Annotated in this window: 12 protein-coding genes; 7 read left to right on the top strand and 5 right to left on the bottom strand. The window is 68.0% G+C overall.

Annotated elements, in window-relative coordinates; genetic code table 11:
• Positions 1 to 5 precede the first annotated feature (5 nt).
• Entirely contained in the window at positions 6 to 185 is a 180-nt protein-coding gene (locus DMC64_RS26340) for a ferredoxin (RefSeq protein ID WP_037346172.1), read from the top strand.
• 49 nt (positions 186 to 234) lie between these two features.
• Here DMC64_RS26340 and DMC64_RS26335 read toward each other — a convergent pair whose 3' ends face one another.
• Entirely contained in the window at positions 235 to 786 is a 552-nt protein-coding gene (locus DMC64_RS26335; protein ID WP_037346175.1) for a snapalysin family zinc-dependent metalloprotease, read from the bottom strand.
• Between the two features lie 138 nt (positions 787 to 924).
• Here DMC64_RS26335 and DMC64_RS26330 point away from each other — a divergent pair, with 138 nt between their 5' ends.
• The 6 genes from DMC64_RS26330 to DMC64_RS26305 all read left to right on the top strand — a co-directional run bounded on the left by DMC64_RS26330 (position 925) and on the right by DMC64_RS26305 (position 7,809).
• Positions 925 to 3,546, top strand: a complete 2,622-nt coding sequence (locus DMC64_RS26330; RefSeq protein ID WP_125735689.1) for a P-loop NTPase fold protein — start codon at positions 925 to 927, stop codon at positions 3,544 to 3,546.
• 36 nt (positions 3,547 to 3,582) lie between these two features.
• Entirely contained in the window at positions 3,583 to 5,337 is a 1,755-nt protein-coding gene (locus DMC64_RS26325) for a substrate-binding and VWA domain-containing protein (RefSeq protein WP_125735688.1), read from the top strand.
• A gap of 1 nt (position 5,338) precedes the next feature.
• Positions 5,339 to 5,851 (top strand): hypothetical protein, encoded by a 513-nt coding sequence (locus DMC64_RS26320; protein ID WP_125735687.1) that lies wholly within the window; start codon positions 5,339 to 5,341, stop codon positions 5,849 to 5,851.
• Positions 5,852 to 5,901: 50 nt separating this feature from the next.
• A complete protein-coding gene (locus DMC64_RS26315) occupies positions 5,902 to 6,267 on the top strand; it encodes a hypothetical protein (RefSeq protein ID WP_016331763.1) in 366 nt (121 codons plus the stop codon).
• Between the two features lie 29 nt (positions 6,268 to 6,296).
• Positions 6,297 to 6,998: a Crp/Fnr family transcriptional regulator gene (locus tag DMC64_RS26310; RefSeq protein WP_037346186.1), complete on the top strand. Its 702-nt coding sequence runs from the start codon at positions 6,297 to 6,299 to the stop codon at positions 6,996 to 6,998.
• A gap of 121 nt (positions 6,999 to 7,119) precedes the next feature.
• Complete coding sequence (locus DMC64_RS26305; RefSeq protein WP_037346187.1) at positions 7,120 to 7,809, top strand: hypothetical protein; 690 nt, start codon at positions 7,120 to 7,122, stop codon at positions 7,807 to 7,809.
• 148 nt (positions 7,810 to 7,957) lie between these two features.
• Here DMC64_RS26305 and DMC64_RS26300 read toward each other — a convergent pair whose 3' ends face one another.
• The 4 genes from DMC64_RS26300 to DMC64_RS26285 all read right to left on the bottom strand — a co-directional run bounded on the left by DMC64_RS26300 (position 7,958) and on the right by DMC64_RS26285 (position 12,614).
• A complete protein-coding gene (locus DMC64_RS26300) occupies positions 7,958 to 9,394 on the bottom strand; it encodes a DUF1996 domain-containing protein (protein ID WP_125735686.1) in 1,437 nt (478 codons plus the stop codon).
• Between the two features lie 243 nt (positions 9,395 to 9,637).
• A complete protein-coding gene (locus DMC64_RS26295; protein WP_037346190.1) occupies positions 9,638 to 11,155 on the bottom strand; it encodes a tripartite tricarboxylate transporter permease in 1,518 nt (505 codons plus the stop codon).
• On the bottom strand, positions 11,155 to 11,649 hold the full coding sequence (locus DMC64_RS26290) for a tripartite tricarboxylate transporter TctB family protein (RefSeq protein WP_037346191.1): 495 nt from the start codon (positions 11,647 to 11,649) through the stop codon (positions 11,155 to 11,157). Before DMC64_RS26290 ends, DMC64_RS26295 begins: the two co-directional genes overlap by 1 nt.
• Positions 11,646 to 12,614: a tripartite tricarboxylate transporter substrate binding protein gene (locus tag DMC64_RS26285; RefSeq protein WP_016331771.1), complete on the bottom strand. Its 969-nt coding sequence runs from the start codon at positions 12,612 to 12,614 to the stop codon at positions 11,646 to 11,648. The genes DMC64_RS26290 and DMC64_RS26285 overlap by 4 nt, the downstream gene beginning before the upstream one ends.
• Positions 12,615 to 12,683 lie beyond the last annotated feature (69 nt).

Genomic DNA, 12,683 nt, shown 5'->3' with positions numbered 1-12,683 from the left:
TCGCGATGAGGCTCGAAGTGGACCGGGAACGCTGTGTGGGCGCCGGAATGTGCGTGCTGACCGCGCCTGAGGTGTTCGCGCAGGACGAGGAAGACGGCCGGGTCCGGTTGCTGGACCGCGATCCGGCGGAGATCGGCGACGCCGTGCAGTTGTGTCCGGCGGCGGCGATCACGGCGAACGCCTGAAGATCACCCAGGCCAGGGGGTGCCGGGCGGGCACCCCCTGGCGCGGGGATCAGCCGATTTCCGCGAGGACCTTGCCCGCGTCGGCGCTCTGCACGGCGGTGCCGGCGTAGAGCTGCTGGACCCTGGCCTTCTCCTGGGCGTTGGGGTTCACGTTGGCGCAGCTGACGCCACCGGTCGAGCCGGACATCAGCGACGAGCACGGCCCGGGTTTCACGTCCGGCAGGCCGAGGCTGTGGCCCAGTTCGTGCGACGCGATGCGGGTCTTGTTGTAACCCTGCTGGACGGCCTGCCTGCCGTACCACACGGTGACCGTGCCGCTCGGGCGAACGGGACCGAGGGTGGCGCGCGGCCAGCCGTTGTCGGCGATGATCCGGATGTTGACCCGCTGGCCCGGCGTCGCCTTCACGAGACGGACGTTGGTGACGTTGGTGTTCCAGACGTTGACGCCCGCGGCCACCGCGTCCTTGAACTCCGCGGCCTGGCTGTCGTCGTAGGTCAGAGTGGTCGCCATGATCTCGGCGGCACCCGCGGAGGGTGCCGTGAGCGCCGAGATGGAGAGCGCGGCGCCGGTGAGCACCGCGGCGAAGGTACGTCGAAGCACGTTTGAACTCCTCGCGTCGAAGGCGTGCTGGAATTTCGGAGCAGTGTCGACACTGAACCTGTCGAAGCGCTCGGGGTACCCGCCGATAGTCGTCTGTCGTTAACCATGATCTTGACGCGACCGGAAGACTGTGCCGTTATGACGACGGCACGTTTCACCGGACACGAAGCACCGATCCTCGCGGTCGCGGTGAAGGGGAACCTGCTGGTCACCGGGGGTGCGGACCGGACGGTCCGGGTCTGGGACCTGGAGACCGGGGCGCAGCGATTCGCGCTGAGCGGCCATGATCGGCCGGTGCTGGCGGTGGGCATCTCGGGTCGGCACGTGGTCGGTTGCGATGGGGCGACGGTGCGGAGCTGGCGGATCTCCGGCACCGAGGCGCATCCTCCGGAGGTCCAGACCACCAAGCGGACCGTGGCGGTCGCGGTGGCGAAGGAGTTCGTCGTGTCCGGCGCGGGGAGCACCGTCGAGGTCCGGCGGCTGGACGGCGTGACGGTACGCGGCCTGCGCACCGGCGGCCCGGAGATCGAGTCGGTCGCGGTGACCCCGGACGGCCGGTTCGTCGTCGCCGGGGACGACGCCGGGGGCGTGCGGCTGTGGAACCGGGAAGTCGTTTCCCACTACCGGTTCGGTGGGGCGGGCGCGATCCACGTGATCGCGATCTCGCCCGACGGCGAGCAGGTGCTGTCCGCCGACGGCGAGACGGTCCGGTTGTGGGGCCGCAACGGCGATCCCGCCCTCGTCTTCCCCGCGCACACCGGGGTGGTGCGGGCGCTGGCCTTCGGCGCGGACGGGAAACTGGTGCTCTCCGGCGGTTCCGACGGCGAGGTCCGCGTCCGCGAGGTCGACGACCCGCGGGATTACACCCTCCTCAAAGGGCACCAGGGGAACGTCCGGGCGATCGCGTGCACCGCGGGCAACGAGAAGATCGTCACGGTCGGGGACGACCGCACGATCCGGGTGTGGGACCGCTTCGGCAACCAGATCGACGGCACCGGGTTCGTCGAGCCCAAACCGGGCCGGGCGCGGCCGCGGATCACGCCCGACGTCGAAAGCCCGGTCGATCTGATCGGTTTCCACGACGACGTGCGCACGCTCGCCGCGGTCATCGCCGACCGCGAGACCAGCCCGCCGCTGTGCGTCGCGCTGCTGGGCCCTTGGGGGTCCGGCAAGTCGAGTTTCGTCCGGCAGGTGACGGACCGGGTGGCCGAACTGGCCAGCCGGTCCCGCGGTGACGCCGCCAACAGCGTGTTCGCCGGTGAGATCCGGCAGATCCGGTTCAACGCCTGGCAGTATCACGACGACCATCTGTGGGTCGGGCTGGTGGACCATCTGTTCCGCAACCTCGGCGCGCCCGAGGCGCATGCGGACGCCGGCGAGGTCCACGCCGAACGCGAAGCGTTGCGGACCCGGCTCGCGGGGCTGAAGGCCGTGAAGGCGGACTCTCCGCTCACTTGGCGCTGGCGGCTCTTGGTTTCCGGGGTGGACCGCGCCGAACGACGGCGGCGACGGCTCGCGGTGGCGGGTTACGCCGTGGCCGGTGTGCTCGGCATCGCCGCGGCGATCACCGGCTGGGCCTTGTGGCACAACGCGATTCTCGCCGCGGCGGGTGCCGTCGTCGCGCTCGGCGCCGTGCTGACCCCGGCGCTCACCACCGCCAAGGCCGCCCTCGCGCCGGTCAAGTCCACATTGGACAAGCTGCGGCACGACGTCGACAAACGCGAGGAACGCTTCGAGACCGAGGTGCGGGAGACCGAGGAACGGCTTCGGCGGTTGGACGCGGCAAGCAGGCTCGGCGATCTGATCGAGGAGGCGAAATCCGGTAGATACGGGGACTACCAAGGGGTTTTCGCCCGGGTCCGCGAGGACCTCGCGGATCTGAGCGCCGATCTGGCCGACGCGCGGGAGCAATGGCTGCTGGCGGGCGGGAAGGGCAGACCGCCGCTGGAACGGATCGTCCTCTACATCGACGACCTCGACCGCTGCCCGCCGTCGAAGGTCATCGAAGTGCTGGCCGCGGTCCATCTGCTGCTGGCGCTGCCCGCGTTCGTCGTGGTGGTGGCCGTCGACCCGCGGTGGTTGCGGCGATGCCTCGACCAGCACCACGAAGAACTGTTCGGCGCGGGGGAGACGGGCCGGACGGAGTACCTCGACAAGATCTTCCAGATCGTGTTCACCCTGCGCCCCATGGGAAGCGCGGCGGACGAACTCATCGACGCCCTGATGCCGATCGAGCGACGGGAACCGCGGACGTCCGCGCACGAAGAATGGCCGGAGGACGAGAGCTCCCCCGAACGCGGCGAACAGGCGGAGGTCGTGGTCCAGGACACGGCCCCGCCGACGTTCTACAACATGCGGCCGGATCGGTTGCGGCTCACCGAGGTCGAACGCGATTTCGTCCACGTGCTGCGGAAAAGGCTGAACACCCCGCGCGAGATCCGGAAACTGGTCAACCTCTACCGGCTCGTCCGCATCGGAATCCCCGACGCGGAACTGGCGGCGTTCGTCGGCGGCCCTTATCGCGCGGTGCTCGTCCTGCTCGCCCTGCTGGTCGCCGATCCGGAGGCCGCGCGTGCGACGTTCATCGCGCTTTCCGCCGGGGAATCGTCACGCGACGCCTTTCCACCTGAATGGCGGCTAGACGTCGAATCCTTCGATGATCTACAGGTTTACCGGAATTGGGTGGGCACTCTCGCGCGCTTCAGTTTCGAAACCTACGATCTGGTGACCGAGGAGACGGAACCGGAAACCACGTTGTAGCTACACTTGCCCGCTACGACGGCTAGGGGGCGGCGCATGCGGAGATCAGGCTGGCTTTCGCTCGTCTTCGGCGCGCTCGTCGGGACGCTCGTGATCGTCCTGCTCGCGACCACGGTCACCGCGCCGTCGAACGCGTCCAGGGCGGACTGCGTCAGGCTGGTCACCAGTTCCTCGACGGAGAAGGGCGATCTGATCGCCGAACTGGCCGGACGGTACAACGAGACCGGCCGGACGTTCGACGGCGGCAAATGCGCGAGGGTCGAGGCGTACAAGAAGACCTCGGGCGCCACGCTCGACCTGATCGCCGACGGCTGGAACGACGTCGACGAACACCAGCCCGAGCCCCAGGCCTGGCTGCCGAGTTCCTCGCTCTGGCTCGATCTGCTGCGGCAGCGGGGGAAGGGCGAGCGGATCAAGGCCGGGCCGAAGACGTCGCTCGCGACCAGTCCGATGGTGATCGCGATGCCGGAACCGATGGCCAAGGCGATGGGCTGGCCGGAAAAGACCCTCGGCTGGGGTGACGTCCTGCAGGTGAACCGGGACGGTGGCTGGGCCTCGAAGGGCGCGGAGTACGCGAAGTGGGGCAACTTCACGCTCGGCAAGGACAATCCGCGGCGGTCGACGTCCGGGCTCGCGGCGACCATCGCGACCTACTTCGCCGCGACCGGCGGCGACTACGGCAAGATCGGCACCGCGGAGACCGTGCAGTTCGTCCGCGGGATCGAGGCGTCGGTCGCCTACTACAGCGACGATTCGGTGGCCTTCCTCAAAACGCTGTACGAAGAGGACCGCAAGAAGCCCACGCCCTACATCAGCGCGATGGCGATGCAGGAGCAGATGGTCTACCTCTACAACCGCGGCGTGCCGACCGGGGATCCGGCGCAGCTGAACGCGAACCCCGTCGCCCCGCTACGTCCGCTGGTCGCCGTGCATCCCAAGGAGGGGACGATGCTGATCGACCACCCCTTCCTGACCACCGCGAACGCTTCGCCGGAACAGCAGGCCGCGGCCGAGGACTTCTACGCCTTCCTGCGGGAAGAGGGGCAGCAGAAACGGTTCCGCGACCTCGGGTTCCGCGACCCCGATGGCAGGCCGGGACCGGATCTGGCCGGGGTCGTGGGCACCCAGGGGACCCAGGAGCCCCCGAAGATCGGCGTCCCCACCGGCGAGCAGATCCAGAAGATGCTGGACGGCTGGGAGTACACGCAACGGCGCGGCCGGATCCTGCTGGTGCTGGACCTGTCCGGCTCGATGAACGAGCCCTTCGACAAGAACCGCAAGGACAAACCGTATTCCGAGAGCCGTATCGCCCTGCTGAAACCCGCGATCCGGAAACAACTCGAGTACCTGCATCCCGAGGACGAGGTCGGGCTGTGGACGTTTTCGGACGGGTACGAGGAAAAGATGCCGATCGGCAAGGTCAAGAACGTCCGCGACCCGATGCTCCGGCTGGTCGAGAACCTGACCCCGAGAGGGGATACGGCGCTGTACCAGACGGTGATGGCGGCCAACGACAAGATGCGGCGGGAGTTCGATCCGAACCTGATCAACGCCGTCGTCTTCCTGACCGACGGCGAGAACACCGAAGCCGGGACTAAGGAGCAGGTGCTGCAGAACGTCGACGCCGACCGGCTGGACAACTCCGTCCGGATCTTCACCATGGCCTACGGCGCGCAGGCCGACAGCCGCGTCCTCGACGAGATCGCGCAGAAGTCCAAGGCCCGCAGCTATCAGGCCGTCGACCCGCACGGCATCGACAAGATGTTCGTCAACGTCTTCAGCAACTTCTGACATGGCCGAGTACGACAACCGGCCGTTCCACGTCGTCGCGGTGGTGCTCGGCCTGATCGCCGGGATGATCGGCCGCGCGGTGACCTATCCGCATCCGCAGGCCTGGCTTTTCGGCGCGGTCGCCGCGCTGGCCGTGCTGGTCCCGGCCGAGACCGCGTTCTTCGTGCTGAACGGCAGGCGGCGGAGGCCGGGGCGGGAGACGAAGCGGGCGCCGCAACCCACGCCCTACGACCACTTCAGCCTGCTCGGCCGGGCGCTGACGGCCATCGAAGCGGTGCGGCCGGGCGAGACCGAGCTTTCCGGAGCCTTCCGGCGGGCGGTGGCCCGGCTCGAAGAACACAAGAACCGGGACACTCCCGAAGTCGTCGAACTGCGGGTGACGGTGAAGCAGACCACCGACCGGCTGGAACGACACGCGGGGGACGAGAACCCTGATCCGGTGATGCTCGTCGAACGGATGGGGCTGTACCGGGAAACGCTCGAAGAGGCTCTCCGGGCGGTCGAACCGCGTTGAGTGTTCGGTGCCGAACAGACTACGGCCGTGCGTCATGCTGATCTGACAGCATGCCGTTGATCGGGCGCCGGGTTGTCGAGGGCGTGGAACATGTGGTCGTGCCGGTGGAGCACCGGTTCAGCCTGGAGGAGGCCGTGCTGGCGGTGATGGCCGCCAAAAGCACCGTGCGGCCCGCTCCGGGGATCAAGGTCGCTCCGCTGAAGGTGTCGGAGGTACGGTCAGCGCTGCTTTACGCGGCGAAGCACGCCGATAGGCGACACCAGATCGTGGACAGCTATTTCGTCGAGGCCGAAGACGGACCGTTGCACCGGCTGGCCGAGTGGATCAGATCGGAACTGGTCCGGCTGGGCATCTTCACCACCCACGACGGTTCCGCCGCCGGATCGGGTGGCCGACTCGGTTACTCTCCGCGATAGGTGTTCACGACTGCCTGGGAGGGTGTTTCGTGGGTTTGGGCCAAGAGGCCGCCGAAGAAAGAGAACGTCCGTTCCTGGAGCGACTGGACGAACCCGTCCGCGCCCGGTTGCTGGAGATGGGGACCCCGCAGACCTACGAGGCCAGACAGGCGCTGATGCGGGCGGGCGAACCCGGCGACTTCGTCATGCTGCTGCGGTACGGCTACGTGAAGGTGACCAGCGCCGACCGGATGGGCGCGACGGTCATCCTCGACGTCGGCGTGCCCGGCGATCTGCACGGCGAGATCGCGGTGATCGCGGGCGGTATCCGGATGGCCGACGTGGTCGCCATCGAAGAGGTGCACGTCCGGCGCATCGCGGCGAGCGAGTTCAACCGGTTCCTGCTGGATCATCCGGCGGCGATGCGCGAAGTGCTCGTCAGCGTCGCCCGCCGGTTCGTGCTCGCCCAGCGGCAGCGGACCCAGTCGTGGAAACCGCAGGCGGTGGCGCGGGTCGCGACCCGGCTGGACTACCTGGTCGACGTCTGTGGCATCCGGACACCCGCCGGCTGGCGGATCGGGATCCCGTTGAGCCAGGACGAACTCGCGCAGTTCATCCCGATGGGCCGGACCATGGTCGCGCAGGCGCTGGACAAACTCCGGAAGGCGGGAGTTGTGGCCAGTTCGCGCCGTGCGATCACCGTCATCGACCGCGAGGCATTGCGGGTGATCACGGAAAAAGGTGTGACTTAGCTCACTGGCGTTGACCATCGCGAGGTCACGTTTTGTTCGGTTCCGAACAGAACTTCCGGTGAGGAGTGGGAACACTGCTTCCTGCCGCCAGTTTTCACCGATCAGGGGAGGGGTCGCAGAGATGCAGGTGCTGACCTCAGGCCGATACAACGCGCACACCCACGCCGTGCTTTCCGTCGACATCGTCGGTTCGTCCAAGGCCAGCGACGACCTGCTGGACCCGATGAAGACCGAGATGGAAACGCTGGTTTCCCGCTCGTTCAACGCGGTGGGGCTCGCCCCGGGGGAAGCGCGTCACTTCCGGGAGACCGGGGACGGGCTGATGGTCGCGTATCCGGACCACGCCGTCGGGCAGCTCTGCGAGGTCGCGTTCCACCTGGACCATCTGCTCCGGACACGCAACCGCTACGCCAGGGTCCCGATGCGGGCACGGGTGGCGGTCCACATGGGACCGATGGCGGACAACCACCGCTACCACCGCACGTACATCACGCTGACCCGGCTGCTGTGCGCCTCGACCTTCAACGACGCCGTGGGCTACTGGTGCCGTTCGGATCCGACGGGCGACAAGTTCGGCGCCGGGATGATCGTCTCGCAATCCGTGTGGCGCAACGTGGTCGAGCCGTTCGGGGTCGCGCTGGTCCCGCCGGCCCGCTGCGCCCGGATCAGCGTCACGACCCCGGACTTCGCCGACAGCGCGTGGATCCACTTGCCCGGCTTGGACGCGGAAGCGGTCCTCGCCGAACTGAACCCCGCCGTCGCGGTGCCGCTCGTGTTCGACCGGGTGAGCCGGTTGTCCACGACGGCCTGACCCAGACCGGGCGGTCCGGTTTCCAGGGAGGGAAAACCGTATCGCTCGCCGGTTCCCGGCCCGGTACCCCTACGCCGGGCCGGGAACCGGACCCCGGGCGCGGGGGGTGGGGGCGCGGGTCATCCCCGCCGCGCCCCCACTTGCTCCGCTACTGGCGGCACCTCTTGCCGCTGTTGATGCACTTCACCAGCTGGTTCATCAGCCGCTGCGACATGACGTTCGCGAAGTCGTCGTGGTCGGAGCGCGGGTTGTGCTTCTCCTGAGCGAAGGCGTCGACCGCGTATTGCCCGGCGGCCTGGATGTTGGACGGGATGTCGTACACCAGCGTGATCCGCAGCTGCGGCACGTTCTTGAAGCCACGCGGGCATTTCCCGTTGCGGTCGGAGAACACGATATGCGTGCGGTGGTTCGCGCTGTCGGTGTTCTTGCCGTCCCAGCAGTTCGGGAACGAGTGGACGCGGGTGACCTTGCTGCCCCGCGGGCAGATCGGGTACAGCTCGGTGAGCCGGTCCTCGAAGCCGGTGCAGGTCCAGCTCGGCCGGGCGTTGGCCGGGCCGTTGGTGCTCTGCTTGGCGTCGCCGTAGAGCACGCGCAGGAACTTCGGCATCGCGACGACACGGCGGGCGCCGCCGCTGGTGAAGGTCAGGTCGACCTTCTCGGCGCGCTGGATCTCGCCTTCGTTGTTGCCGATCTCGTTGTTGTCGTTGACGCCGGGCAGGTCGGCGGCCTTGCCGTCGGACTTCTTCTTCTCGGCGTCACCGGCGGCGTTGACGTTGCTGTTTTCGCCGCCGTTGTCGAGACCGCCCTTGCCGTTCTGCTTCACCGTGCAGCCGGCGAGCTGGTCCTCGTTCTTCGCGACCGGCTTGCCCGCCTGCCGCATGGTGTCGCCGATCTGCTTGATCGACGGCTTCCGTTTGTTCTTCAGCTCGTCGAGCACCTGACCGGCTTGTTTTCCTTGCGCCAGCTGGTTGTTCGCGTTCTCGGACTCCCGGTCGAGTTTGTCGAGGTTCTCGTCGATCGCGGGCATGGCCTGGTCGGGAACCTCTTCGAGTTCGCTGGCGACGTCGGGGCAGTCGACCTGGGCGGCCGCCTCGTCCTTCGCGGCGTCGACGCGGTCGGCGGCGAGTTTCTCCTCGTTCGCGGCCTCGTTTTCTTCCTCTTCCTCGGTGTTGATCCGGATGACCGGCCAGAAGTAGGCCGACTTGTCCCCGTTCTTGCAGGTGGTGCCCGCGCGCAGCAGGCTCTTGTTGTTCGAATCCGCGTTGGTCGAAAGGTTCCCGACGTAGTCGTGCAGATGCTCGGCTCCATTGCGGACGCCGGGCTGCGCGATGAAGTTGTCGCCGTTGAAGTGGCCGTTCTCGTTGCGGCCGCAGTCCACGGTGAACGTCCCTCGTGCGCCTCGTTTCGCGAGGTCGAGGTTGACGTTGTTGCCGCGGGGCACCTTCGTGATGTCGATGAAGAACGACTTGTCCGCTCCGTCGGCCCTGGCGGCGTCGGGGGTTCCGGTCGTGTTGACCACGACGATCCCGCCGACGGCGAGGGCGAGGGCGATGGCGCCCGTGGCGACCTTGGTGCGGCGCGCCATGCGATGGCGACCGGCGGATCTTTGGTTACGGGGCATGAACTTGTTCACCTCGTTCGGTGTCGTTGCCCGGAGCCCGGGGGATGCGTCGCCGGGAGTGCCGGCGTCACTGACTCCGTGTTGGCTGAAACGGCCCCGAACGAGAAGCGGTTCAAAAAGCGATCTCGCCGTTATCTTTTCGTTACATTCAGAGAAGGAAAAAGGCCCGGCCTCGGGGCAGTCGAGGCCGGGCCGGGTTCCCACTTCTCAGGCGTCGACCTTGTCCTTGGGCTCCGCCTCGGGAGCGGTGGGACGGGCCGGAAGGAAACGCTTGATCAACGGGAAGAACAGGATCACCAGGATGATCACGTAGACCACGATCGCGAACGGGGTGTTGACCAGCCCGGTCAGCGAGCCGTCACTGAGCTGCAGCGCGCGCCGCATCTGCTGTTCGGCGGCCGGGCCGAGAATCACGCCGATGATCGCCGGCAGCACCGGCAATCCGTAGCGGCGCATCGCGAACCCGATCAGGCCGATCACGAACATCACCAGCAGGTCGAAGATGTCCGCGTTGACCGCGTACGCGCCGACACTGGCGAAGAACAGGATGCCCGCGTAGAGGTACGGCCGCGGGATGCGCAGCAGCTTCGCCCACAGCGGCGCCAGCGGCAGGTTCAGCACCAGCAGCAGCGTCAGGCCGACGAACAGCGAGGCGATCAGGCCCCACACCAGCTTCGACTCGCGTTCGAACAGCAGCGGACCCGGCTGGATGCCGTACTGCTGGAACGCCGCCAGCATCACGGCCGCGACCGCGGTGGTCGGCAGGCCCAGCGTCAGCATCGAGACCAGCGTGCCCGCCGCCGAGGACGACGCGGCCGCTTCCGGGCCCGCGACCCCTTCGATGGCGCCCTTGCCGAATTCGTCCTTGTGCTTCGACAGCCGCTTTTCGGTCAGGTACGAGAGGAACGTCGGGATCTCCGCGCCACCGGCCGGGATGGCGCCGAACGGGAACCCGATCACCGGACCGCGCAGCCACGGCTTCCAGGTCCGCTTCAGATCGGCGCGCGAGAGCCACGGCCTGCCGACCGGGATCGGCTTGAAGGTGTTGCGCCGCAGATGCGCGGCGACCCACAGCGACTCGCCGACGGCGAACAGCGCGACCGCCACGATCACCACGTCGATCCCGTCGGCCAGATGCAGTGAACCGAAGGTCAGGCGCGACTGACCGGTCATCTCGTCCAGGCCGACGAGGCCGATGGTGAGGCCGATCAGCAGCGACGCGACACCGCGGATCCGCGAGTTGCCGAGCACCGAGGTGACCCCGATGAACGCCAGCACCATGATCGCGAACAGGTCGGGCGCGCCGATGTCGACCGCGTACTTCGCGATGATCGGCGCCAGCAGCACCAGCGCCATCGTGCCGAGGATGCCGCCGACGAAATGCCCGATCGCGGCCGCCGCCAGCGCCTGCGCGCCGCGGCCCTTGCGTGCCATGGGGTTTCCGTCGATCGCGGCGACCACGGAGAAGCTCTCACCCGGGGTGTTCAGCAGGATCGACGTCGTCGAGCCGCCGAACATGCCGCCGTAGTAGATGCCGGCGAACATGATGAACGCCGCCGTCGGCTCCATGCCGTAGGTCACCGGCAGCAACAGGGCCACCGCCATCGCGGGGCCGATCCCCGGCAGCACCCCGATCGCGGTGCCCAGCAGCACACCGAGCGCGGCGAGCGCGAGGTGCGTCGGGGTCAGCGCGGTGCCGAACCCGTCGATGAGTTGCTGCAGCATCAGAACACCTCCATCAACGGGCCACCGGGCAGCGGGACACCGAGCAGGTTGTTGAAGATCAGGAAGGTCACGACCGACATACCCGCCGCGATCAGCGGATCACGCACCAGGTTGCGGCTGCCGAGGGCGAACGCCGCGCCCCAGAACAGGATCGCGCCCGAGATCGGGAAACCGACGAGGCCGATCAGCGCCGCGTTGGCGAGGAAGGCACCGCACAGCAACAGAACCGTGCGCATGTCGGCGGGCGCGGTGAGGTCGATGTCCTCGCCGCCCTCGGCCTCGCCCTTGCCGCCGCGCAGGACGTCGCGCGCCAGCAGCACCGCGACGATCAGCAGCAGCGAGCCGACCAGCACCGGGACCGCCTTCGGCCCGACGGGACCGCGCTGGGCGAAGTCGGTGGGAATGCTCAGCGCGTCGGTCAGCACCAGCACGCCGAGCACCACGAGCACCACGCTCACGCCGAGTTCGGAGCGCCCTTTCAGCCACGTGGTCATGCCAGACCCAGCTCTTTCAGCACCGTTGCCACTCGAGTGTTCTCCTCTTTGAGAAACGAACCGAACTGCTCACCTGGCGCGAACGCGCCGGTCCATCCGTTGCGCTGCAATGCTTCCTGCCACTGCGGCGTCTTCTGCAACCGCTCGAACAGGCTCACCAGCTTCGCCCGGTCCGACTCGGTGATACCCGGCGGCGCGACGATGCCGCGCCAGTTCGTGAACTTCACGTCCACCCCGGACTCCGTCAGCGTCGGCGCGTCGATCCCGGGGAGCCGCTTCTCGCTCGTCACCGCCAGGACCCGGAGCGTGCCCGCCGCGATCTGGTCGCGGTACTCGCCGACACCGGAGACGCCGAACGCGACCTTGCCGCCGAGCACCGAGGCGAGCAGCTCGCCGCCGCCGTCGTACTGGACGTAGTTGACGGACTTGGGCGCGAGCCCGATCGCCTTCGCCATCAGCATCGGCGCCAGATGGTCCGGCCCGCCGGGGGACGAGCCGCCGCCGACCTGGACCGCGCCCGGGTCCCGTTTCCAGGCGTCGAGCAGCTGGCCGATGTTCTGGTACGGCGAATCCTTGCCGACCACGACGATGTCCGACTCTTCGATCAGCTTCGCCACCGGCGTGGTGTCGAGCAGCGAAGACGGCGACTTGTTCGTGAACACGCTGCCGACGACGCCGAGCCCCATCGACATGACGAGTTTGCCGTTGCCGCGTTCGGCCACCGTGCGGCCGAGGCCGACCGTGCCGCCGGCGCCGGGGAGGTTGAACACCTCCGCGTTGCCGAGCAGGTCGGCGTCCTCCATGGCCTTGGTCGCGGTCCGCGCCGTGATGTCGTAACCGCCGCCGGGCGCGTTGGGCACGAGTACCCGCAACGACCGGATCTGCGAGCCCTCGTCGGCCTCGCTGCCCGGGGTGAGCAACGGTGGCACCAGCAAAACGGCGACGAGCGCCGCCGCGATGGCCAACCAGCTACTGGGCTTCACTGTGATCCCCGCCTCTCTGCCGCGTGGTTGGACATGTTGCACTCGTGTAAA

This window comes from Amycolatopsis sp. WAC 04197 (assembly GCF_003947475.1).
Classification (GTDB): Bacteria; Actinomycetota; Actinomycetes; order Mycobacteriales; family Pseudonocardiaceae; genus Amycolatopsis; species Amycolatopsis japonica.
Note: the sequence above shows the minus strand (reverse complement) of the source record. Positions and strands in the feature narration are given on the sequence as shown.